Source organism: Streptomyces sp. NPDC005262, from assembly GCF_042872425.1.
In the GTDB taxonomy this organism is placed as follows: domain Bacteria; phylum Actinomycetota; class Actinomycetes; order Streptomycetales; family Streptomycetaceae; genus Streptomyces.
On the sequence record NZ_JBIAKK010000016.1, the window covers coordinates 97,148 to 121,681 of the forward strand.

The window sequence follows — 24,534 nt, forward strand, 5'->3', positions numbered from 1 at the left end:
CGACAGCACAGTGGAGGCGGCGCTGTGACGGCGGGCCTCCGGATCCATGCGGTGAAGATCACCCCGGTCGCCTTCCGTGACCCTGCCCTGCTCAACGCGGTCGGCGTGCACGAACCGTACGCGCTGCGTGCGATCGTCGAGGTGGACACCGGCGAAGGCCTCGTCGGCCTCGGCGAGACCTACGCCGACGAAGGACATCTGCGCCGGCTGCGGGCGGCTGCGGGCGCCCTCGTCGGAATGGACGTGTACGCGCTCGGAGCCATGCACCGCAAGGTCGCCGAAGTCCTGGCCTCGGACAACGGCGTCGGCGGCTCCGGACTGACCGGGATGATCACCACCAGCAGCGCCGTGGACCGGGTGTTCTCCCCGTTCGAAGTGGCCTGCCTGGACCTCCAGGGCAAGGCTGCCGGCCGTCCGGTCAGCGACCTGCTCGGCGGAGCGGTACGCGAATCCGTGCCGTTCAGCGCGTACCTCTTCTACAAGTGGGCCGCGCACCCGGGACAGGAGCCGGACGACTGGGGTGCGGCACTGGATCCGGAGGCCATCGTCGCCCAGGCGCGCCGGATGATCTCCGAGTACGGCTTCACCGCGATCAAGCTCAAGGGCGGTGTCCGGCCGCCCGCGGAGGAGGTCGAGGCGGTCCTCGCACTGCGCGAGGCCTTCCCCGACGTGCCGCTGCGGCTCGATCCCAACGCCGCCTGGAGCGTGGGGACCTCGGTCGAGGTGGCCGGCCGACTCGAGGGTGTCCTCGAGTATCTGGAGGACCCGACGCCCGAGCTGGACGGCATGGCGCAGGTGGCCAGGCGGACACCGATCCCGCTGGCCACCAACATGTGTGTCGTGGCGTTCGACCACCTGGCGCCCGCGGTCGAGCAGGGGGCGGTCCAGGTGGTGCTCTCCGACCACCACTACTGGGGTGGCCTGCACCGCTCCAAGCTGCTCTCCGGTATCTGCGACAACTTCGCGATGGGGTTGTCCATGCACTCCAACTCGCATCTGGGGATCAGTCTGGCCGCGATGACCCACCTCGCGGCCGCCACGCCGAACCTCACCTACGCCTGTGACACCCATTGGCCGTGGAAGACCGAGGAAGTCGTGGAACCGGGCGCGCTGACGTTCACCGACGGGGCTGTGCGGGTTCCGCGGGCGCCGGGGCTCGGCGTCGAACTCGACCGCGACGCGCTCGCCCGCCTGCATGAGCAGTACCTCAAGTGCGGTCTGCGCAACCGGGACGACACCGGTTACATGCGGCGGATCGACCCCCACTACGAGAAGAAGACTCCGCGCTGGTGAGCGACGGCGGCCCGAGGGCCGCCGCAGAACCTCCGCGCATCACAGCATGACAAGGAGCATTCATGGCTTGGCTCGACTGGGCCGCCCTCGGCGGCTATTTCCTGGTGATGCTTCTCATCGGCCTCTGGTCGCACCGCCGCGTCGGTGATGTGAGCGACTACTTCACCGGTGGCGGCCGGATGCCCTGGTGGCTGTCCGGCATCTCCCACCACATGTCCGGATACAGCGCCGCCGTGTTCGTCGCCTACGCGGCCATCGCGTACAGCGTCGGCATCACCGTCTACATCTGGGCGTTCCTGCCGCTCGCGCTGGCCACCGGTGTGGGTGCCTGGTTGTTCGCGCCGCGCTGGAACCGGCTGAGGCAGCGGTACGCGGTCGCCTCGCCGCTCGAATATCTCGCCAAGCGCTACAACGTGCCCACCCAGCAGGCGCTCGCCTGGAGCGGCGCCCTGCTCAAGGTGTTCGACGTGGCCGCCAAGTGGGCCTCCGTCGCCGTGCTGCTCAATGTGTTCACCGGCATGTCGATGACGGCCGGCATCCTGATCACCGGTGTCGTCACCCTGCTCTACTGCACGGTGGGCGGGCTCTGGGCCGATGCGCTCACCGACTTCGGGCAGTTCGTCATCCAGGGCATCGCGGCGCTCGCCATGGTCTGGGTGGTGCTGGACCGTCTGGGCGACGGCATCACCGGTCTGGCCACGATCTGGCACAAGCTGCCCGAGGGACACGGCCACCCGCTGGTCGGCCCCTACACCGCCACCTTCCTCGGTGCGTACGTCGTCGTGAAGCTCTTCGAGTACAACGGCGGCATGTGGAACCTGGCCCAGCGCTACATGGCCACGGACACCCCGCAGGCCGCCCGCCGTTCGGCCGGGCTCTCCGCGCTGCTGTACGTGATCTGGCCCGCGGTCCTGTTGTTCCCGCCCGTCGCCGCGGCTGTGCTGCTGCCGGACATCACCGACCCGCAGAAGGTCTACGCGCTGATGGCGGAGTCCTACCTGCCGGCCGGACTGGTGGGTCTGACGCTCGCCGGGATGTTCTCGCACACCATGGCCATGGCCTCGTCGGACGCCAACGCCGTCTCCGCGGTCGTCACCCGGGACATCATCCCGGCGGTCGTGCGTCGCGCCAAGGAACTGCCGCCGGCGACCGGACTGCTCATCGCCCGCGTGTGCACGGTCGTCTTCATCACCGTGAGCATGCTCGTCGCCATCGAGGCGGATCACTTCGGCGGGGTGCTGGGCATCATCGTCGGTCTGGTCGCGGCCGTGATGGGGCCGATCTCCATCCCCATGCTGCTGGGACTGCTGCCCCTCTTCCGCAAGTGCGGGCCGCGCGCCGCCCTGTCCTCCTGGGCGCTGGGGCTGCTGGGCTACGTCCTGGTGAAGTTCGTGCTGGAGAGCACGGATCAGACCGTCGTCATCGTGACCCCGCTGGTGACCTCGCTGGTGGTGTACGTGGTGGTCGGCCTGCTCAGCCCGGAGCCCGACGCGACGGCGGACGCGATCGTGGCCGCGGTGTCGCCCGCCTCCGACGGCGACAGCGAGCCGGTGGCTGCCGCGGTGCCGCAGGCCGCCGTGCCCGGCGCCTCCGACTGACCCGGCTCCGGATCCCCTACCCCCTACCCGACAACCCGTCAAGGTGCACACCCATCCAATTTGTCATGAGTGTGAACAAAACTGGGAGAGCAGTATGGACAAGCACTTCCCGCAACATGCCAGCCGCAGATCGGTTCTGGGGCTCGGACTGGGGCTCACCGCCCTGACAGCAACCCCCCTCGGCTCGCTGCTCGGTCTCTCGTCGGAGGCCCTGGCCGCCGCACCGGGCGCGGCCGGACTGCCCACCGACCCCGGCGCGTACATCTCCTTCACGCCCCGCTCCGGCAGCTTCCCGCTCTTCCGGGCGGGCGCAGCGGCCCCGATCCTGGTCAGCGACCGGGACTACGCGGGTGTCGTCCGGGTGGCCGGTGACCTCCAGGCCGACATCGAGCGCGTCACCGGTGTCCGCCCCGTGCTCTCGCGGGGTGCGACACCGAAGGGCCGCGAGATCGTCATCGTCGGAACCGTCGGCCGCAGCCCGCTGATCGACGGACTGATCGCTGCGGGCAAGCTCAACGTCTCCGGCATCAAGGGCAAGTGGGAGACCAGCCTCCAGACCGTCGTCGAGAAGCCTCTGCCCGGCGTGGACCGCGCCTTCGTGATCGCGGGCAGCGACCAGCGCGGCACGATCTACGGTACGTACGACGTCTCCCGGGGGATCGGCGTATCGCCCTGGTACTGGTGGGACGACGTCACCCCCGTACACCGGGACGGTCTGTACGTGCTGCCCGGCCGCCACACCCAGGGCACCCCGGCCGTGAAGTACCGCGGGTTCTTCATCAACGACGAGAACCCGGCGCTCGGCACGTGGGCACCGGCGTTCTTCGGTCCCGGCAAGGCCCCCGGCTTCGAGGGCGGCTTCAACGCCGACTTCTACGCCAAGATCTTCGAAGTGATGCTGCGCCTCAAGGCCAACTACCTCTGGCCGGCTGTCTGGGGCCGCGCGTTCGCCGAGGACGACCCGAAGAACCATGCCACCGCGAAGGCGTACGGCGTCGTCATGGGCACCTCGCACGAGGCGCCGATGATGCGTGGTATCGAGGAGTGGAACCGGCACGCCGTCGCCGCCGTCCGGGACGGCGCGGGCAACATCACCACCCCTGGTCACGACCCCTACGGCGGCACCGGCGAGTGGTCGTTCCGGCGCAACGCCGAGGCGATCAAGACGTACTGGGCCGACGGCATCCGCCGGATGAAGGACGAGGACTTCGAGGGCGTCGTCACCCTCGGCATGCGCGGCAACGGCGATGTCAGCCTGCCGGACGGCGACGGCATCGAGCTGATGACCGAGATCATCGCCACCCAGCGGCAGATCCTGGCGGAGGTCTCCGGCAAGGACGTCACCACGATTCCGCAGGTGTGGACCCTCTACAAGGAGGTCCAGCGGTACTGGGACCGCGGCTTGCGGGTGCCCGACGACGTCACCGTCGTCCTCACGGACGACAACTGGGCCAACATCCGTAAGCTCCCCGACCTCAAGAACGATGCGCGCGAGGGCGGTTACGGCCTCTACTACCACTTCGACTACGTCGGGGTGGGCCGCAACTACAAGTGGGTGGACACCACTTCGCTGCCGAACATGTGGGACCAGCTCCACCAGTCCGTCGCCTACGGGAACCACGGCCTCTGGGTCACCAACGTCGGCGACCTCAAGGGCAACGAACTGCCCACGCAGTTCTTCCTGGAGTACGCCTGGAACCCCGACCGCTGGACCCTCGACCGGCTGCCGGAGTGGGAGGAGCGGTACGCCCGGCAGAACTTCGGCGAGCAGCAGGCCGAGGACATCGCCGAGGTGCTCCGCAGGTATGCGCAGCTGCAGTCCCGGCGCAAGCCCGAGCTGCTCAACCGCAAGATCACCCTCGACCCGGCCAAGGACCCCGCCAAGGACGCGTCGGCGATCGTCTACGACGACCGGGCCACCCCGTTCAGCCTGACGGACTACCGCGAGCTGGAGCGCGTCACCGAGGAGTGGCAGCAGCTCGGGGCCGACACCGAACGGATCGGTCGCAAGCTGCCCGCCTCCGTCCAGGACGCCTGGTACGAACTGGTCGGCTACGAGGTGCAGGCCACCGCCAACCTCTACGCCCTGCGTGAGGCCGAGTTCAAGAACCTGCACTACGCGGCACAGGGCCGGGCCCTCACCAACGATCTGGCGGCCGCCGCCGAGGCCCGGCTCGCCGACGACCTGGCGCTGGCGGACCGCTTCAACACGAAGGTCGCCGACGGCAAGTGGCAGGGATTCCAGACCCAGCCGCACATCGACTACGGCGATGTGGCCCGCTACGGGCCGAACGCCCCCTGGCAGCAGCCCGAGCTCAACAACGTCGCCATCAAGGATGTGCTGTTCCCCGCGGTCAAGCGCATCGACCTCCCGGCCCGTGCCGAGATGGGCGTGGCCGTCGACGGCTCGGACAAGTGGTGGCCCGAGGAGAGCTCTCCGGCGGTGCTGCCGGCCTTCAGCCCGTACCAGAGCCAGGCAGCGCAGTACATCGAGGTGTTCAACCGGGGCGCCGCCCCGTTCGACTACCGGGTCCGGACAGGGGCTTCCTGGCTCGTCGCGGACCGCGTCAGGGGCCGGGTCGACAAGCAGGACCGGATCACCTTCCGCGTCGACTGGTCACGGGCGCCCAAGGGTGTGACGGAGGTGCCGGTCACGGTCAGCGGTCCGGACGGCCGGGAGGTCGTCGTGCAAGCCGTGATCGACCACCCCACGGAGCGGCGCTCGCAGCTCGCAGGGTTCGTCGAGGCCAACGGGTACATCTCCATCGAGGCGGACCACTACTCGCGTTCCGTCGGCGGCAGCGGGATCACCTGGCAGCGCATCCCCGGTATCGGACGGACCGGCGCCGGTATGGAGCCCTTCCCGGTCACCGCCGCCCGCCAGGCTCCGGGCGGCGGCAGCCCGCGGCTGGAGTACCGGGTCAGCCTGTTCACCACCGGGCCGGTCACGGTGCACGCGTACCTGTCACCCCGCAACAACGCGCTGGCGTCCGACGGCCTCACGTACGCCGTCTCCTTCGACGACGACGCGCCGCAGAGCGTGAACGTCACGGCGGTGACGGGATCCGACGACGGCACCATGAACGTCCAGTGGGCGCGCAACACCTCCGACAACGTCAACCGCACCAGTACGGTGCACCAGATCGGCCGGGCCGGTGTGCATGTGCTGAAATTCTGGATGGTCGACCCGACGGTGGTGCTGCAGAACCTGGTGGTCGACACCGGCGGCCTCAAGCCCAGCTACCTGGGCCCGCAGGAGAGTCTCCGGCTCAAGTGAGCCATGGGACGGGCAAGGGGAGCAGAGCGATGAAGAGTGGGACCGAGGCCGCCGACGGGCACGGTGCGATCCTGGGCGTGGCCCCCGTTGGGGCGGGGGTCGAGGTCCGGGTGGCGGGTCCGGCGGGCGAGTTCTCACTGATCTGCACCCCTGCCCGGTCCCGGGAACTGGCTGCGGCTCTCGCCCGCGCGGCGGACGAGGTGGAGAGCGCACAGTCGGCGGAGCCCGTCACCGTCACGGCGCAGGAGCTGCGCCGTGGTGACGTACGGGACGGCGACCGGGCCATGACGGTGGAAGCCGTCAGGGTCGACGGGGCCACCGCCTATGTCACCTGGAAGTCGGGCGCCGGGCGCAGCTGGACCCAGGGCTACGACGTGGACGTGGAGATCACGCTGCGCCGACGCGTCTGAGTCGCGAACGGCTCGCGGACGAGGCCCTTCCCGGAGTCGGGGGAGGGCCTCGTCGGCGTGGTTGCGTCATACGATAACCATCGTAATTTGACGGGCGTCGTAGTACGAGATGTATCGTACTAGCGATCCTGTCGTCCCGGCGAAACGGAGTCCGCCGTGAGTGTCCTGTTCGAGCCCTGCACCCTGCGGTCGCTTGTCATACCCAACCGGGTGTGGATGGCGCCCATGTGCCAGTACAGCGCGGAAGCGGTGGGGCCGAATGCAGGCGTCGCGACCGACTGGCACTTCGCCCACCTCGCGGCGCGCGCCGCCGGCGGGACCGGCCTCGTTCTCACCGAGGCGACGGCCGTCAGCCCCGAAGGCCGGATCAGCCCCGCCGACCTCGGTATCTGGAACGACACCCAGGTGGCCGCCCTCCGGCGGATCACCGCCTTCATCAGGGGCCAGGGCTCCGTCGCCGGCATTCAGCTCGCCCACGCCGGACGCAAGGCGTCGACCGCTGCCCCCTGGCTTGGCGGAGGGCCCGTGGGACCGGACGAGCACGGCTGGCAGCCCGTCGCCCCCAGCCCGCTCCCGTTCGACGCGGGTCATCCCGTTCCGCACGAGCTGACCGTGGACGAGATCCACGGCGTCGTCGGCCAGTTCCGCGAAGCCGCACGCCGGGCCCTCGACGCGGGCTTCGAGGTCGCCGAGGTGCACGGAGCCCACGGGTATCTCGTCGGACAGTTCCTCTCCCCGCACAGCAACCGGCGCACGGACGAGTACGGCGGCAGCTTCGACAACCGCGTCCGGTTCGCCCTGCAGGTCGTCGACGCCGTCCGCGAGGTTTGGCCCGAGGGCCTGCCCGTCTTCTTCCGGATCTCGGCGACGGACTGGCTCACCGAGAACCACGAGGACGACCGTGAGGGCTGGACCGTCGACGAGACGGTACGGCTGGCCAAGGAGCTGCAGGCCCACGGCGTCGACCTGCTGGACGTCTCCAGCGGCGGCAACGCCCCGAACGCCCGCATCACGACGGGCCCCGGATACCAGGTCCCCTTCGCCGCCCGGGTGCGTGAGGAGACCTCGCTGCCCGTCGCGGCCGTAGGACTGATCACCGAGCCGCAGCAGGCGGAGAAGATCGTGGCCGACGGGCACGCGGACGCCGTGCTCCTCGGGCGGGAGCTGCTGCGGAGCCCGTCGTGGGCGCAGCACGCGGCGCGCGCACTGGGCGGTGAGGTGCACAAGCCCGCGCAGTACCTTCGAGCCGTCTGACACCGCACCTTCGTGCCGTCCGACACGACGAGCCCCTGCCCGGACGTCCGGGCAGGGGCTCGTCGTGTCGGACGGCCGCGACGCAGGGCTCCGCGTCAGCGCTGCCGCGCGCGGAACAGGTCGCGGATCAGGGCGATCTCGGCCCCGTGGTGCACCAGTTCCTGATCGACCCACCAGACCGTTTCGGCGAACGGATCCTCCTGGTCGCTGCCATGCGGGTACGTGCTGTGCCCCAGGGTGCCGGGCGCGGCATGGCCGTGGGCGCCCGTGGTACGGCGTTCCCCATGGTGCCGTGGCTGCCCGCCTCCACCGCCCCGACGGCTCAACTCCGCCTGCTGGAAGCGCATATGGACATCGGTAGGCGATACGGCAGCCCGCCGTCCTCGTTCATCGCTCGTTCACCGGGCACACCGTTCGGCGCATTCCCCGGCACGCCGCCGGCATCTACGCTCGGCCGCGCATCGATCGACGTCGTCCCGGCCGGACCCCTGGCCGTCGACAACGTTGTCCAACTTCGCGGAAGGTAAAGCGACATGCCCCTCAGACCGTTGCCCGTGGCGAGGCGCTTCGGCGCGCGAACGGCCGCCGTGATCCTGACCGGCGCGCTCGCTGCCGCGGTCATGCCCCCGGCCGCCGAGGCGGCCACCGGCCTGGTCCCGCACCCCGCCGCCTACGTCGATCCGCTGATCGGCACCGCGAACGGCGGCAACACGTACCCGGGCGCCACACTCCCGTACGGCATGATCGGCTGGTCGCCGACGAGCACCAGAGGCGATCAGACCAGCACCGGTGCGGCCAATGGCTACGACTACGGCACCACCCGGCTGCGTGGGCTGAGCCTGACCCATGTGAACGGCGCCGGGTGCAACCCGGGCGCCGCCGGTGACGTACCCATCATGCCGTTCGTCGGGGACGTCACCTCCTCGCCGTCCGCCGACACCAAGGACGCCGTCTACTCCGCCAACTTCTCGCACGACAACGAGCGTGCCGTGCCGGGCCGTTACACCCTCGGGCTGGACAACGGTGCCACCGCGGACCTGGCGGTCAGCCGCCGCGCAGGCGTGGCCGACTTCAGTTTCCCGGCCGGCAAGCCGGCCAACCTGCTCTTCCGGGTCTCCAACTCGCTCAACGGCAGCGAGGACGCGGAGGTCGCCATCGATGCCGTACACCACAAGGTGACCGGCTCGGTGCTCACCGGCGCGTTCTGCGGGCGGCGCGCCAACGGCGGCACCAACAACCGCAAGAGCTACTACCGGCTCTACTTCAGCGCCTCCTTCGACCGTGCTTTCTCCTCGACCGGAACCTGGAGGGACGGCACGCTCTCACCGGGCGCGACCACGGGCAGCGGCGGTGAGGGCTACGCCACCGGTGCCGACCGGGCCGGCCGAGGTTCCGGCGGCTGGGTCGGGTTCGACACCGGTGCCGACAACGACGTCCACATGCGGATCGGCATCTCGTACGTCAGCCTGGCAGGGGCCGAGGCCAACCTCGACGGGGAAGTGGCCCCGCACGCCGGGGTCGACGACGTGGCGGCCGCCGCGCTCCGCACCTGGGACCGGGAGCTGCGCTCCGTGCGCATCGGCGGCGGCAGCACCGCGCAGCGCACCACGTTCTACACCGCGCTGTACCACTCCCTCATGCAGCCCGACCTGATCAGCGACACAGACGGCCGCTACCCGGGCATGGACGGCGCACCGCACCGGGTGAAGCGCGGGCAGGGAGCGCAGTACAGCAACTTCTCCGGCTGGGACCAGTACCGCGCCCAGATCCAGCTGCTGGCGCTGCTCAAGCCCGAGATCGCCGGGGACTTCGCCCAGTCGCTGTACAACTTCGCCCAGCAGAACGGCGGGGTGTGGGACCGCTGGGTGCACATCAACGGTGCCACGCATGTGATGACCGGCGACCCGACGGCGGCGACCCTCGCCACCTTCTACGCGATGGGCGTACGGAACTTCGACTACGAAGGCGCCTTCGACTCCCTCGCACGCCAGGCGACCGTCCCCGTCGACGACGGTCTCTCCGATGCGGGATGCCCCGGTCAGTGCACCGGACAGCGGCCCAATCTGGCGCAGTACCTGACGTCGCACTACGCACCCCAGGACGTGTGTCACTGCTGGGGCGGCGCGGCGGAGACACTGGAGGACTCGGTGGCCGACGCGGCTCTCGGCCGCTGGGCCGAACTGCTCGGACGTGACGAGCAGGCCACGTACTTCAAGGAGCGCGGCGGCTGGTGGCGCAACGTGTTCAACCCCGCGGCCACCGACGGCGCCGGGACCACCGGTTACGTCCAGGCGCGCAACGTCGACGGTTCGTGGGTGACCCCGTTCGGCCCCGGGAGCGACCTCGGCTTCGCGCAGGGGACCAGCGCCACGTACACCTGGATGGTTCCGCAGGACGTCCAGGGGCTGGCCGAGGCCATGGGCGGTCGGGACCGGGCCGCTCAGCGGCTCGACGCCTTCTTCCACAAGGCCGATGGATCCTGGTCGGTGAAGGGCGGCGACGCGCTGCGCTACGACCCGACCAACGAGCCCGGCATCCACGCCCCCTGGCTCTACAACGCCCTGGGGCAGCCGTCGAAGACACAGGCGACGGTCCGTCAGATCCTCGACACCGTGTACGGCACGGGCCCCGGCGGCCTGCCCGGCAACGACGACCTGGGGACCATGTCCGCGTGGTACGTCTTCTCGGCGCTGGGGCTGTACCCGCAGACGCCGGGAAGCGCCACGATGCTGCTGGGCACCCCGCTCTTCCCGGACGCGTCGATCGACCGCGCACACGGCAGGGGCATCACGATCGGTGCGCCGGACGCCGATGCCGGCCATCCGTACGTCGACGCGGTCCGGGTCAACGGGCGTACCAGCGACCGTTCCTGGACGGATGCGAGCCTGGTCACCCGTGGCGGCACCCTCGCCTTCCGGTTGGCTGAAGCGCCCGACTCCAGCTGGGGCACGGCCACTTCCGGACTGCCGCGGTAGGGGGCGTACCGGTTGGTTCCGGATCCCGGCGAGCGGGTCGCGCGGCCTGCTCGCCGGGGTGCCGGTCACCGTTTTCTATCGTTGAAAATTCTCTCTGCACGACCGTTGTTATGCGTTTGGTGTTGTGGCTCAATGTTCGATTGTGTGCGTGCCTCGTTGTGTGCGAGGCACTTCAGCTCTCGACGAGGACGACGCCTTGAGACGACAACTGCCCCGCCCCCGAGCCCTGTTCAAATCGATGGCCTGTACGGCCGCGCTGCTGATCCCCCTCGGGGCCACTCTGGTCCCTGCCGCTGCCGCCGTCCCCGCGAGCGCCGCATCGAGCGCCACCGCGAAGGCATTCGCCGACGACGACCCGACCGCCGATGTGCACGGGCTGAAGGGCGAGTACTTCCGGATGTCCGCCCCGGGCGCCCGCGACTTCGCCGAGCTCGGCGGAGTCGCACTCGACCCGGAGATCAATTTTCCCGGTCTGACCGGGGCGTTCGAGTCCACTACGGGCAGGACGGAGAACACCACGGCCCGCTGGACCGGCAGCATCACAGCCCCCGAGACGGGTGACTACACCTTCGCCGCCAGCGGCGACAACGGCTTCAGGCTCTCCATCGACGGAAACGTCGTCATCGACCACTGGCTGCCGGACTGGGACAACGAGCAGACCGGCAAGCCCGTCTCGCTGACTGCGGGCGAGCCGCACCAGTTCCGCCTGGAGATGTTCCAGGACACCGGCGGCGCCAACATGTTCCTGCGCTGGTCCAGCGCGAAACTCAAGAAGCAGATCGTTCCCGAGTCCGCCTTCACGCCGCCGGCCGACTTCGAGGTCTACCCGGTCGCGCTGAGCGTTGCGGAGGACGGACAGCGCCTGCAGGCGACCTTCAAGGACGAGGTCAAGAACCTCGGCTCCGTGCAGGACCATCTTGCCGTCGAGGCCGACACCTCGCCCATGCCGGTGAAGTCCGTGGCCAAGGCGTCCGACAACTCCCACGCCGTGATCGTCGACCTGGCCGCGCCCGTCCAGAAGGGCCAGCAGGTCCGGGTGGCGTACGACGGGAAGGGCGGGCTCCAGGCCGGCGGCGAGACGGTTCCCCAGATCAGCCGCACGGCGAAGAACCTCTCCACGCACCGGCTGACCACGACCTGGGGCGACAAGCTCGACCGCAACCACCCGCTGCCCGAGTACCCCCGGCCGCAGCAGGTGCGTGACCGGTGGAAGAACCTCAACGGCCCGTGGGAGTTCGCCGGCGCCACCGCCGACGAGCAGCCGGTCTTCGGCAAGAAGCTCGGCGAGCGCATCATCGTGCCGTTCCCGGTCGAGTCGCAGCTCTCCGGACTCGAACGCCATGAAGACCACATGTTCTACCGCAAACTCGTGACGATTCCCAAGAGCTGGTCCGTCGGCAAGGGCAAGGACGGCAAGCGGCTGAAGCTCAACTTCGGTGCCGTCGACTACCGGTCGGTGGTCTGGGTCAACGGCGCGAAGGTCGCCGAACACACCGGTGGCTACACCTCCTTCAGCGCTGACATCACCGACGCCATCAAGGGCAACGGCCCGCAGGAGATCGTCGTCGCCGTCACCGACACCACCGGCCCCGACCAGCCGAAGGGGAAGCAGTCCGGCAACCCGGGCGGCATCGTCTACACCCCGTCCTCCGGAATCTGGCAGACGGTGTGGATGGAGCCGGTCGCCGAGGCCTCCGTGGACTCGCTGACCACGACGCCGGACATCGACGGGAGCACCCTCGCCCTGACCGTCGACTCCGCCGCCGCCTCGTCCGGCGCCCGCGTCACGGCGGTCGCCCGCGACACCAAGGGCCGGGTCGTCGGCACGGTCAGCGGCCGGGCCAACACCCCGCTGAGCCTGCCCGTCAGCAAGCAGCACCTCTGGACCCCCGACGACCCGTACCTCTACGACCTCGACGTCACCCTGACGGACGGCCGTTCCAAGGACACCGTCGACAGCTACTTCGGGATGCGCTCCATCGGGATCGCGAAGGTGGGCGGCTACCAGAAGCTCGTTCTCAACGGGAAGCCCTTCTACTCGCTCGCGATGCTGGACCAGGGATTCTGGCCCGACGGTCTCTACACACAGCCCAGCGACGCCGCGCTCACCTTCGACCTCAAGGCGCAGAAGGACCTCGGCTTCAACGCCGTACGCAAGCACATCAAGGTGGAGTCCGCCCGCTGGTACTACCACGCCGACCAGCTCGGCCTGCTGGTCTGGCAGGACTTCGTCTCCAGCGACATCACCGGTGAGAAGGGCCGGCAGGCCTTCCTCTCCGAGGGCAAGCAGATGATGCAGCAGCTCCACAACTCGCCGTCGATCGGCGGCTGGATCGTCTTCAACGAGGGCTGGGGCGAGTGGGACCGCACCGAGACCGGGAAGATCGCCGAGTCGGTCAAGGCTGCCGACCCGTCCCGTGTCGTCAACGCCCACAGCGGCGTCAACTGCTGCTCCTCGAAGGGTGACTCGGGCAAGGGCGACATCATCGACCACCACGACTACCTCAACCGTGAGGCGCCGTTCCCGGACGACCGTGCCGCGATGGACGGTGAGCACGGCGGCTTCACGCTCCGTACCCCCGGACACTTGTGGCCGGGGGCGCCCGCCGCGATCTACAGCGGGGTCGCGGACAAGGACGCCCTGACGGCGAAGTACGTCGACAACACCCGTACGTACTACCTGGCGGCGGCTGACGCCGAGCTGTCCGGCTCGGTCTACACCCAGGTCAGCGACCTGGAGAACGAGCTGAACGGACTCTGGACCTACGACCGGCGCGAGATCAAGGTCGACCCCGGGAAGGTGCGGGAGATCAACCAGCAGGTCATCGCCGCCGGTGCGGCCGCCGGACACCGCGACGAGGTGAAGGGCGGCGCCGGCTGGCCGCTCGACGAGGGCAAGGGCACGACCTCCGCCGACCTCGGCCCCAACCACAGCACCCTCACGCTGAGCGAGGGCACCTCCTGGACACCTGGTGTGCACGGTTCCGCGCTGAAGTTCAACGGTCAGGGACAGTACGCCCAGACCAGTGGTCCCGCCGTCGACACCACCGGGAACTACACGGTCTCGGCCTGGGTGTCGCTGGACTCGCTCCCGGGCAACTACGCGACCGCCGTGAGCCAGGACGGCAGGCGGACCGAGAATCCGTTCTACCTCCAGTACGGGCAGGGCGCCTTCGCGTTCAGTACGCCGGGCGGCAACCGGGCGCGGCTGGAGATGAAGCCAGAACTCGGCACCTGGTACCACCTCGTGGGTGTGCGTGACGGTGACGAGGTGAAGCTCTACCTCGACGGGAAGCTCGTGTCGACCGCCGCCGCCGGTCCCGCCGACGTCAGCACCGGGCCGCTCTCCGTGGGGCGTGCCCAGTACGCGGCGGAGAAGGGCGACTTCTGGAACGGTTCCATCGACCAGGTGAGCGTGTTCGACAGGGCTCTCACCGCCAACGAGGTGAGCGCACTCCACGACAGCGAGCAGCCGTAGCACGACGGAGGCCGGCCCGGCAGCGACGGAACACCGTCGGTGCCGGGCCGGCCGCTGTCGGGAGCGGTCCGTCAGGTCACGGAGCCAGCAGTTGCCAGAGGTGGTCGTCGGTGCCGTTGTCGCCGAATTGGACGACGTGGGCGCTGTCGGCGGTGGACATGTTGTCGACGCCGAGGACCTTGCCGGAGTGGCGGTTGCGGATGCGGTACCAGTCGTCGCCGTCGGGGACGAGTTGCCAGAGGTGGTCGTCGGTGCCGTTGTCGCTGAACTGGACGACGTGGGCGCTGTCGGCGGTGGACATGTTGTCGACGCCGAGGACCTTGCCGGAGTGGCGGTTGCGGATGCGGTACCAGTCGTCGCCGTCGGGGACGAGTTGCCAGAGGTGGTCGTCGGTGCCGTTGTCGCTGAACTGGACGACGTGGGCGCTGTCGGCGGTGGACATGTTGTCGACGCCGAGGACTTTGCCCGAGTGCAGATTGCGGATCCGGAACCAGCCGTCGGACAGCCACCGGGGAGCGTCCGGTTCAGCCGTCGGGAACGCCGTGATGCGCAGCCTCGCCGCCCCCATGGGGACGAGCGTGATCTCCTCCACCGGCTCGGTGCTCAGCGCGGGGCTGTCCTGGAGCGGTGCCACGACGTGCTCGCCGTCCGCGGTCCATTCGGGGATGCGGCGCGCCCGTGCGGTCATGGTCAGCGGCGTGCCTTCGAGGGTGAAGGGGTTGTCGCCGGGCGAGCGGCCGGTGGAGCGGTGCCGCAATGACGCGGACGGCTGCTGCTTGTCCAGTACGAGCCCGTAGTTCCAGGCACCGGTGGCGTGCACCTCGTACTCCGGGAACTGTTCGGTGCCGCCGATGCGCCGGTACTCCTCCCCGATCCGGAGCGAGTATGTGAGCGGTCCGCGGTCGATGCTCACCGCGCCGTGGTTGTCCGCCCAGGTGCGCACGGTGGTGCGCTGGGGGAAGTGCAGGGTGACCTTGTCCCCGTCGGACCAGTTCCGCTCGATACGGGTGAAGGCCGGGCCCGCCGGCGCGCCGACGCGGCGCCCGTTGACCTTGATCTCGGGCTCGGAGCACCAGGCGGGAACCCTCAGCACCAGGGGGAACCGCAGGTGCTTCGGCGTCCTCACGGTCAGCGAGACCGTGTCCGTGAAGGGATAGCCGGTCTCCTCGGTAACGGTGACCTCCGTGCCGTCTGCGACCTTTGCCGTGACCTCGCACGCGGCGTACATGGCTGCGGCCAGCCCCCCGTCCGGGGTGGCGAGCCAGAGCTCCTCGACAAAGTAGGGCCAGCCCATGCCGTAGTTGTGCGGGCAGCAGCGGTACTGGTCCACGCCCGGGAGATACGCCTGCATGGCGAAGCCGTTCTGGAACTGCCGCCCGCTCTTGGGGACGTCGTCCAGGTCCACGCTGTTCGCGCTGGTGATGTAGTGGATCGCCCGCCCCGACGGATCAAGCGACGCGGGCAGCGAGTTGAAGGCCAGCTCCTCGCAGCGGTCGGCCCAGAGCGGGTCGCCGGTGATCCTGGTCAGCAGCTGATGGCTGGCCATGAACTCCACGATGCCGCAGGTCTCGAACCCCTGCCGCGGATCGCGGTGGCCGGGGCGCGCGTTCTCGTCACCGGCGAAGCCACCGCCGGGGAACTGCCCGTACTGGTCCATCACCTTGCCGTACGTCCCGTACGTGGCCCGGGTGCCGTCGGACGAACCACTGCGCAGCGCGTACTGGGCGGGCTCGCGGAAGCCCTGCGCGATGTTGACGTTGTGCAGGTTGACCAGATTGTCGCCCCAGTCCGCTCCGTTGGCATGGATCTTGTCGGCCAGGTCGAGCAGGAAGGTGTCACCGGTGCGGTTGAAGAGCCAGAACACACTGTCCAGGCCGTCGCCCCAACGAAGCGCGATCCAACTCGTGTTGAACGCGCCCGGACCCTGGGCGTTCATATAGCGGAAGAACCTGCTGAGGAACGGGATGATGCGGCCGTCCCCGCTGTACTCCTGCCACGAGCGCAGCGCCTGTACGAGCGGGAGGAACGGCCAGAAGTCCGGGCCGCCGTTCAGTGAGGTACGCAGCGCCCTGGGGCCGAAGAAGCCGTCGGGCTGCTGCGTGGCGAGGACCGCGTCGAACCAGCGGCGTACCGATGCCAGGGCCTTGGCATCCCCGGTGACGATCGCGAGATCGGTGTACCCGCGCAGCCAGTACGGGACCTCCTCCCAGCCGCCCAGTTCGGGGCGGACCCAGCCGGTGGCGGTGAAGTCGAGGAAGTGCGAGAACTCCTCGTAGTGACCGCACAACCCGTCGAGCTGGAGCTTGAGCTGGCCGGCAAGCCAGCCGCGTGCGGTGATCCGGCCCGGCGGGAGCTTCAGGAATGCCGTCGGATGCAGAGGTGCGGCGTTGGGGGAGTAGTGGCCCCCGTGGGCGGCTGCCATCCGGTTCTCGGTGGCCGTCGCGGCCGTGGCCCAGCGGCCGGTCGCTGTCGTGGCGGCCGCGGTGGCCAGTGCGCTGGTCATGAGCTGTCTGCGGTTCAGGGGCATAGGGGGGAGCTCCTGTTCTGGCGGCTCGAGCGGGATGGGGGACGCGTGGTACGGCCGTGACGAGCCGGTCCCGGACCGGCCGCCGTTTCCGCGCATGACAAGAACTGCCGTCGCGCCGGGCATGGCTCGGACGTCAACTGCATTGCAACGTTGGAAACTTGGCGTTCGGCCGTATGACAGCACGCCGTTGGAAGGCTGTCCAGAGGTGTCGCGCCATCGATTCGCCCCCCGCGGGCCGGCTTCGGGGAGTCGTGGGCGTGCAACGCCGACACATTTTGGAAACGCACCGACAACGCTCTTGCCGCCTGTGCCGCACCGCCTATATAACGTTGTAAACCGAGCCGCCGACAGGCCGCGCAGGCTCTCACGACCACAGCTGGAAGCAGCAGTTCGTGCAGCTCGAAGCGGGGCCGTGAGGAATGCAGTGACATCAGTCGCCGAGTGGCTGATGCATCGTCCAGCCATGCCCCGACCGCACGCCCGCCGGTGTGCCGTCATCCCGCCAAGGAGCGTCCCCGCGCATGATGATCCAGCGTCGAACCCGTACCCTCGCCGCGGCCTGCCTGCTCGCCGCCACCGCCACGCTGGCCGCCTCCGGCTGCTCCAAGTCGGAGACCTCGAACAACGCCGGCGGCGACAGCAGCCAGGAAGCCCAGGCCGCCAAGACCCCCGAGGCATCTTCGGGTTCCGGCTGCTCGCTGCAGACCTATGGCGCGCCGAAGCTGGACCTGAAGAACGCGGTGGTCGGCTTCTCCCAGTCGGAGAAGGAGGCCAACCCGTTCCGTATCGCCGAGACCCAGTCCATCAAGGACGAGGCCGCCAAGATCGGCGTGAAGAAGCTGCTCACCACCAACGCGCAGTCGCAACTCTCCAAGCAGATCAGCGACATCCAGGACATGCTGTCCCAGGGGGCCCAGTTCCTCATCGTCGCGCCCCTGAACTCCGACGGCCTGGAACCGGCCCTCAAGGCGGCCGCGGCGAAGAAGGTCCCCGTCCTCACCATCGACCGCAAGGTCAACTCCACCGCCTGCAAGGACTACGTGGCCTTCCTCGGCTCCGACTTCGTGGAGCAGGGCAAGCGCGCCGCGGACGCGATGATCAAGACGACCGGCGGCAAGGGCAAGATCGCCATCCTTCTCGGAGCGTCGGGCAACAACGTCACCACCGACCGCACCAAGGGCTTCGTCGACCAGATCAAGGCGAAGGCGCCCGGCATGGAGATCGTCGCCCAGCAGACCGGTGAGTTCGCCCGCGACAAGGGGCAGCAGGTCATGGAGCAGCTCATCCAGTCCAAGCCCGACATCACCGCCGTCTACGCGGAGAACGACGAGATGGGGCTCGGCGCCGTCACGGCGCTGAAGGCCGCCGGGAAGAAGCCCGGCAAGGACGTCAAGATCGTCTCCGTCGACGGCACCCGCAACGCCGTTCAGGCACTGGTCAACGGCGAGTACAACGCCGTCATCGAGTCGAACCCGCGCTTCGGCCCGCTGGCCTTCGCAACCGCTCAGAAGTTCTACGGCGGAGAGGCGATCCCGGAGAACGTGATCATCTCCGACCGCGCGTACGACGAGAGCAACGCCAAGGCCTCGCTCGGCGGCGCGTACTGAGCCGTACCGACTCCCGTACCCACTCCTGAGGTTCACCGCCGCCGTGGCGCTCCCACCCGCCACGGCGGCTCCGGGCCCACACCTTGGAACAGCGGAAGGCCAAGACCCATGGCACCACCCGAAGCAGTACCTCGGGCACCGGAGGCGACTGCCCCGCCCGCGGCCGACACCGTCCTCGAAGCCCGCTCGGTGAGCAAGAGGTTCCCGGGCGTCGTCGCTCTCGACGACGTGACCTTCTCCCTGCGCGCGGGGGAGACCCACGCGCTGGTGGGTGAGAACGGCGCCGGCAAGTCCACCCTGATCAAGGTACTGACCGGCGTGTACCGGCCGGACGAGGGCGAACTGCGGATGTCCGGCCAACAGGTCAGGTTCGTCCGGCCGTTCGAGGCCCAGCAGGCCGGTATCTCCACGATCTACCAGGAGGTGAACCTCGTCCCGCTGATGAGCGTGGCGCGCAACATCTTCCTGGGCCGCGAGCCCAAGAACCGCCTCGGCCTCATCGACTTCGGCCGTATGCACCGCGAGGCGGCCGACCTGCTGGACGGCTTCGGCGTACGTGTCGATCCCCGGCGCCCCCTGCACACCCTGGGCATCGGCACCCAGCAGATGGTCGCGCTGGCCCGCGCCGTCTCCGTCAACGCCCGGGTCGTCGTCATGGACGAGCCCACCTCCTCGCTCGAACCGCGCGAGGTCGAGACGCTCTTCCGGGTCATCGAGAACCTGCGGGGCCAGGGCATCGCCGTCCTCTACGTCAGCCACCGCATGGACGAGCTCTACCGGATCTGCGACCGCGTCACCGTGCTCCGCGACGGCCGCCACATCCACACCGGCGACCTCGCCGACCTCGACCGCATGCAACTCGTCTCGATGATGCTCGGCCGCGACCTGGCCGAGGTCCGCCGCAACGGCACGACCAGCTTCGCCGCCGAGGGACACGACGCCGCACGCACCCCCGTACTCACCGCGAACGGGCTCTCCCGCGACCACCAGCTCCACGACATATCCCTGTCGCTGTACGCCGGTGAGGTACTCGGACTCGGCGGCCTTCTCGGCTCGGGCCGCAGCGAGACGGCGAAGGCACTGGCCGGCGCCCTGAGTCTGGACGCCGGCGAGCTCACCGTCGGCGGCCGCAGGCTGCGCCGGCTCACCTCCGCGGGCGCCATCCGCGCGGGCATCAGTCTGTTGCCCGAGGACCGTAAGGCCGAAGGGATCGTCCCCGGCCTCTCCGTGCGCGAGAACATCGTGCTCGCCGCCATGCCCCGCCTGTCCCGCGCCGGTGTGGTCTCCCGCGCCAAGCAGGACCGCATCGTCGACATCTTCATGAAACGACTGCGGATCAAGGCGGCAAGCCCGGAGCAGAAGGTCGGTGAGCTCTCCGGCGGCAACCAGCAGAAGGTCCTCCTCGCCCGCTGGCTCTGCCTGGAGCCCAAAGTCCTCCTGCTCGACGAGCCGACACGTGGCATCGACGTCGGCGCCAAGGCCGAGGTCCAGAGCCTCATCGACGACCTCGCCGGCGAGGGGCTGGCCGTCCTGCTCATCTCCTCCGACATCGAGGAACTCATCGAGGGCGCCGACCGCATCGTCGTCCTGCGCGGCGGATCCGTCGCGGGCGAACTGACGGGCGACGACGTAGGCGAGAGCCAACTGCTCGAAGTGCTCGCCGACCACTCACCGGCGCCCCGCCCCGACGTGGATCCGGCGCCGGCGCCCACCGGGAAGGCCCCGGCAGCTCAGGAGGACCCGCGATGACCACCCAGGCGACACTCGCCTCACCCGCCCGTCCGTTCGCGTGGCTGCGGAACCCCGCGTGGTACCAGGAGTACGGCGTGTACGCGGCCGTGGCCGTGCTGCTGGTCTTCAACGCCGTGTTCACCGAGCACTTCATGACCGCCGACAATCTCCGTACCCAGCTGGTCCAGGTCGCCCCCATCGTCATCGTCGCCCTCGGCATGGCCCTGGTCATCGGCACCGAGGGCGTCGACCTGTCCGTCGGCTCGACCATGGCGCTGGCGGCCGCCCTCCTCCCGCTCTACCTCGGATACGGGCTCGTGCCGGCGCTCGCCGTCGCGCTGCTCGCCGGAGCGGTCGTCGGAGCCGTCAACGGGGCCCTGGTCTCGCTGATCGGGCTGCAGCCGATCGTCGCCACGCTCGCCCTCTTCGTCGGCGGCCGGGGACTGGCCCTGGTCATGGCCGACGGTCAGCTCAAGCAGATCGTCAACCCCGACCTGCTCTCGCTCGGCACCGGGTCCTTCCTCGGCATCCCGCTGGTCGTGCTGATAGCCGCAGTGCTCGCCGTCGCCGTCGCGTTCCTCGTGCAGCGCACCACCTTCGGCCGTCAGATCGTCGCCGTCGGAGGCAACCGGCCCGCCGCCGCCCTCGCCGGGCTGCCCGTCCGGCGCGTACTGATCGGGGTGTACGTGCTCTGCGGGGTGCTCGCCGCCCTGGCCGGCATCCTCGCCACCGCCAGGCTCACCGCGAGCGACCCCTCCTCGCTCGGCACCCTCATGGAACTCTCCGCCATCACGGCCGTCGTCGTCGGTGGCACCCCGCTGAACGGCGGCTCCATCCGGGTGCTCGGCACCGTCGCCGGCGCCCTGCTGATGCAGCTGCTGAGGGCCACCCTCGTCAAGCACGACCTGCCCGACTCCACCGCACAGATCGCCCAGGCGGCGATCATCATCGCCGCCGTCTACGTCGCCCGGGAGCGTCGGTCCCGATGAACGAAACCACACCCGCCCCCGCAGCCCCGGCGCTCGCGCCGCAGAAGTCGCCCGCGTCCGCCGGCCGCGGCGTGCCCCGCCCGCCGTCCGGCGGCACCGGGCCGACCCGCGCACAGCGCCTCGCCGAACTCGTGCAGCGCCAGGGCGTGCTCGCCGTACTGCTCACGGTCGTGATCGTCGCCTCGTTCGTGTATCCGACGTTCGCCACCCTGGACAACGCCCGTGGCGTGACCGTGCAGGCGTCCTTCCTCGCCGTCGTCGCCCTCGGCATGACGATGGTCATCATCACGGGTGGTATCGACCTGTCCGTCGGATCCGTCTTCGCCCTGGGCGGAGTACTCGCCGCCTGGGCCTCGCAGTGGGGTCTCCTGCCCGCCCTGCTCGTACCGCTCCTGGTGTGTGCGGCGATCGGTCTGCTCAACGGATTCCTGATCGCCCGCGCCGGGATGGCACCGTTCATCGTCACGCTCGCCACCCTGCTCGCCGCCCGCGGCATCCTCCTCGCCTTCACCGACGAGGGTGCGACCACGTACCTGGTGCCCAAGGACTCCGCCTTCGCCGAGCTCGGGCAGGGCAGCATCTGGGGCTTCGGCCATCCGATCCTGATCGCGCTGGTGCTGTTCGGCGGCGGCGGTCTGCTCCTGCAGCGCACCTCGTTCGGACAGACGCTGTTCGCCGTCGGCGGCAGCAGCGACGCGGCCACCCTGATGGGCCTCCCCGTCGCCCGTACGAAGATGCTCGTCTACACGCTCAGCGGTCTGCTGGCCGGACTCGCCGGAGCGCTCAACGCGGCCAGACTGTCCTCCGGCGTCACCATCATCGGCGTCGGCATGGAACTGGACGCGATCTCCGCCGTCGTCATCGGCGGCACCCTCCTCATCGGCGGCGCCGGATCGATCAGCGGCACGCTCTGGGGTGTACTGCTGCTCGCCGTCATCCAGAATCTGATCAACCAGATCGGCTCGCTGAACTCCTCCTACCAGTCGGTGGTCAGCGGTGGGTTCCTTATCGTTGTCGTCGTGGCACAGAGCTATCTGGCGCGTAGCCGCAGAACCACCTGAACCGTGCCGGGCCCGGGTCCGCCGGTCCCGGGCCGGAGCAAGCGATCCCATGCGCGACACCGCGCGCCGAGTCGAGTCAGGGAGTGCCGTGGGCGTCAGCCTCAAGGACGTTGCGCAACGGGCGGGCGTGTCGATCAAGACCGTGTCGAACGTGGTGAACAACTATCAGCACGTCACACCCAAGATGCGTGCCAAGGTGCAGCAGGCCATCGACGAGCTCGGCTACCGTCCGAACCTCACCGCACGCCATCTGCGCAAGGGCCGCACCGGCATCATCGCCCTTGCCGTGCCCGAATTCGGCAACCCGTACTTCGCGGAGCTGGCCGGCGCGGTCGTCGACGCGGCGGCCCGGCACGACTACACCGTGCTGGTCGACCACACCGGCGGCCTCCGGGAGAAGGAACTCCTGGTCAGCCAGGGCTTCCGGTCCCATGTCATCGACGGCCTCATCCTCAGCCCCATCCATCTGGAGACGGAGGACCTGATGGCGCGCACCGAGACGGCCCCACTGGTCCTGCTCGGCGAGCGTGAGTACGAGGCCCCCTACGACCACATCGCGATCGACAACGTGGCGGCCGCCCGCGAAGCCGTACGGCATCTCATCGACCTGGGGCACCGCCGGATCGCGTTCCTCGGCTCACGCACCGGACGCGAGCGTCAGCCCGCCCACCTGCGGCTTCGGGGCTGGCGCGAGGAGCTCGCCGCCGCGGGCATCGAGGCCGACGAGTCCCTGGTCGTCGTCACCGACGGATACGGCCGCGAGGACGGGGCCGTCGCCATGGCGGCCCTCCTCGACCGCGGCGAACGGCCCGACGCCGTATTCGCGTACAACGACCTCATCGCCATCGGTGCCATGCGCACCCTCTCCGAGCGCGGGCTGAGGGTTCCCGACGACGTCGCAGTCGTCGGCTTCGACAACATCGAGGAGAGCCTGTACGGAGCCACCACACTCACCACCATCGCACCGGACAAGGAAGCCATCGCCCGGCTCGCCGTCGACAGTCTCGTCGAACGGCTCTCCGGCAGTCCGGTACCCGAACCTCGACGGCCCCGCCCCGGTTACCGGCTCATCGTCCGCGAATCGACCGTGCTGCGGCCGCCCGCCGAGCAGTCCGGACCCTGAGGGGGTCCCGTCCGGCCGGTCGAGCCGGGCCCGCCGGCCTGACACCCCCGGGCCTGTCCGGGGCCTGTCCCTAAAATTGCCTGGTCCGCCGCCCGTCACCAGGTTCTCCGAAGAAGGATCTCCGATGCCTCGCCCCACCGTGCACCACCAACCGTTCGGCGCTGCCCACGGCCGCACCGACGTCGATGTCTGGACACTCGACTCCGGTACGGGAGTCCAGGCCGAGATCCTCACCTACGGCGGCATCCTGCACAGCCTCACCGTGCCCGACACCGACGGAGCCGCCGCTTCGGTCGTACGGTCCCTGGCCACGCTCGACGACTACACGGGGAAGAACCCCTTCTTCGGCGCTCTCATCGGCCGCTTCGCCAACCGCATCGCCCACGGCCGCTTCACCCTCGACGGGACCGCCCACGAGATCCCCGCCAACGACCGCGGCCACGCACTGCACGGCGGCCCCGAGGGCTTCCACACCAGAATGTGGCAGGCCACCGGTCACACCAGCGACGACACCGCGGTCGTCCGGCTGACCCTGCACAGCCCCGACGGCGACATGGGATTCCCCGGAGCGCTCGACGTCACCGTGACCTACACCCTCGACACCGCGGGCACACTCGCCCTCGACTACACCGCGACCACCGACCGCCCCACGGTCGTCAACTTCACCAACCATGCCTACTTCGCCCTGACCGCGGAGGGCGACATCCTCGACCACACGCTGCAGGTGGATGGCGACAGCTACCTGCCCGTCGACGCGGAGGGCATCCCGCAAGGCCCCGCCGCCGACGTGCGCGGCACGCCGTTCGACCTCACCGCCCCGCAGACCATCGGGGAGCGGATCGCGCTGCCGGACGAACAGCTGCGCATGGCGGGCGGCTTCGACCACTGCTGGATCGTCCGCGCGCCCGGGACCCCGGAAGACCTTCGACGGGCCGCCCGGCTCACCGCCCCCACGACGGACCGGATCCTGGAGGTCTGGACCACCGAACCGGGGATCCAGGTCTACACCGCCAACCAGCTCGACGGTTCGCTCACCGACACCGCAGGCCGGCGCCACGAGCGGCACGGCGCGCTGTGCCTGGAGACCCAGCACCTGCCCGACTCACCCAACCGCTCCGCCTACCCCAGCACCGTGCTGCGGCCCGGGGACGTCGCGCGCAGCCGGACCGAGTTCCGGTTCCCGCACCTCGACGCGTCCGCGCGCTGAGCCG

General features: G+C 69.6%; 14 protein-coding genes and 1 pseudogene. 13 read left to right on the plus strand and 2 right to left on the minus strand.

Features of this window, described 5'->3' with window-relative positions:
* Window positions 1-24 precede the first annotated feature (24 nt).
* The 5 genes from ACFYP5_RS30640 to ACFYP5_RS30660 all read left to right on the plus strand — a co-directional run bounded on the left by ACFYP5_RS30640 (window position 25) and on the right by ACFYP5_RS30660 (window position 7,832).
* Window positions 25-1,293, plus strand: a complete 1,269-nt coding sequence (locus ACFYP5_RS30640; protein ID WP_389042023.1) for a glucarate dehydratase family protein — start codon at window positions 25-27, stop codon at window positions 1,291-1,293.
* A 62-nt stretch (window positions 1,294-1,355) separates the two neighbouring features.
* On the plus strand, window positions 1,356-2,891 hold the full coding sequence (locus tag ACFYP5_RS30645) for a sodium:solute symporter family protein (protein ID WP_389042024.1): 1,536 nt from the start codon (window positions 1,356-1,358) through the stop codon (window positions 2,889-2,891).
* Window positions 2,892-2,985: 94 nt separating this feature from the next.
* The gene (locus ACFYP5_RS30650) at window positions 2,986-6,168 is read left to right on the plus strand and encodes a glycosyl hydrolase 115 family protein (RefSeq protein ID WP_389042025.1); all 3,183 of its coding nucleotides are present in this window, start codon (window positions 2,986-2,988) and stop codon (window positions 6,166-6,168) included.
* 29 nt (window positions 6,169-6,197) lie between these two features.
* On the plus strand, window positions 6,198-6,578 hold the full coding sequence (locus tag ACFYP5_RS30655) for a hypothetical protein (RefSeq protein ID WP_389042026.1): 381 nt from the start codon (window positions 6,198-6,200) through the stop codon (window positions 6,576-6,578).
* 156 nt (window positions 6,579-6,734) lie between these two features.
* Complete coding sequence (locus ACFYP5_RS30660) at window positions 6,735-7,832, plus strand: NADH:flavin oxidoreductase/NADH oxidase (protein WP_389042027.1); 1,098 nt, start codon at window positions 6,735-6,737, stop codon at window positions 7,830-7,832.
* Window positions 7,833-7,927: 95 nt separating this feature from the next.
* Here the strand turns inward: ACFYP5_RS30660 and ACFYP5_RS30665 are convergent.
* A pseudogene (locus tag ACFYP5_RS30665) lies at window positions 7,928-8,071 on the minus strand (DinB family protein); the annotation flags it as partial.
* A 294-nt stretch (window positions 8,072-8,365) separates the two neighbouring features.
* Between ACFYP5_RS30665 and ACFYP5_RS30670 the strand changes: the two are divergent.
* Together ACFYP5_RS30670 and ACFYP5_RS30675 are read left to right on the plus strand one after the other, a co-directional pair.
* Window positions 8,366-10,807 (plus strand): GH92 family glycosyl hydrolase, encoded by a 2,442-nt coding sequence (locus tag ACFYP5_RS30670; RefSeq protein ID WP_389042028.1) that lies wholly within the window; start codon window positions 8,366-8,368, stop codon window positions 10,805-10,807.
* A gap of 196 nt (window positions 10,808-11,003) precedes the next feature.
* The gene (locus ACFYP5_RS30675; RefSeq protein ID WP_389042029.1) at window positions 11,004-14,285 is read left to right on the plus strand and encodes a LamG-like jellyroll fold domain-containing protein; all 3,282 of its coding nucleotides are present in this window, start codon (window positions 11,004-11,006) and stop codon (window positions 14,283-14,285) included.
* A 76-nt stretch (window positions 14,286-14,361) separates the two neighbouring features.
* Here ACFYP5_RS30675 and ACFYP5_RS30680 read toward each other — a convergent pair whose 3' ends face one another.
* A complete protein-coding gene (locus ACFYP5_RS30680) occupies window positions 14,362-16,812 on the minus strand; it encodes an RICIN domain-containing protein (RefSeq protein ID WP_389042030.1) in 2,451 nt (816 codons plus the stop codon).
* A 521-nt stretch (window positions 16,813-17,333) separates the two neighbouring features.
* On the opposite strand from ACFYP5_RS30680, the gene ACFYP5_RS30685 reads away from it, so the two are divergent.
* The 6 genes from ACFYP5_RS30685 (at window position 17,334) to ACFYP5_RS30710 (ending at window position 24,530) form a co-directional block, all read left to right on the plus strand.
* Entirely contained in the window at window positions 17,334-18,419 is a 1,086-nt protein-coding gene (locus ACFYP5_RS30685; RefSeq protein ID WP_389042031.1) for an ABC transporter substrate-binding protein, read from the plus strand.
* Window positions 18,420-18,527: 108 nt separating this feature from the next.
* Window positions 18,528-20,168: a sugar ABC transporter ATP-binding protein gene (locus ACFYP5_RS30690; RefSeq protein WP_389042032.1), complete on the plus strand. Its 1,641-nt coding sequence runs from the start codon at window positions 18,528-18,530 to the stop codon at window positions 20,166-20,168.
* Window positions 20,165-21,139, plus strand: coding sequence for an ABC transporter permease (locus tag ACFYP5_RS30695; protein ID WP_376268052.1), 975 nt, complete (start codon window positions 20,165-20,167; stop codon window positions 21,137-21,139). Before ACFYP5_RS30690 ends, ACFYP5_RS30695 begins: the two co-directional genes overlap by 4 nt.
* Window positions 21,136-22,200 (plus strand): ABC transporter permease, encoded by a 1,065-nt coding sequence (locus tag ACFYP5_RS30700; protein ID WP_389042033.1) that lies wholly within the window; start codon window positions 21,136-21,138, stop codon window positions 22,198-22,200. The genes ACFYP5_RS30695 and ACFYP5_RS30700 overlap by 4 nt, the downstream gene beginning before the upstream one ends.
* 88 nt (window positions 22,201-22,288) lie before the next feature.
* Window positions 22,289-23,323, plus strand: a complete 1,035-nt coding sequence (locus ACFYP5_RS30705; RefSeq protein WP_389042034.1) for a LacI family DNA-binding transcriptional regulator — start codon at window positions 22,289-22,291, stop codon at window positions 23,321-23,323.
* A 124-nt stretch (window positions 23,324-23,447) separates the two neighbouring features.
* Window positions 23,448-24,530, plus strand: a complete 1,083-nt coding sequence (locus tag ACFYP5_RS30710; RefSeq protein WP_389042035.1) for an aldose epimerase family protein — start codon at window positions 23,448-23,450, stop codon at window positions 24,528-24,530.
* Window positions 24,531-24,534 lie beyond the last annotated feature (4 nt).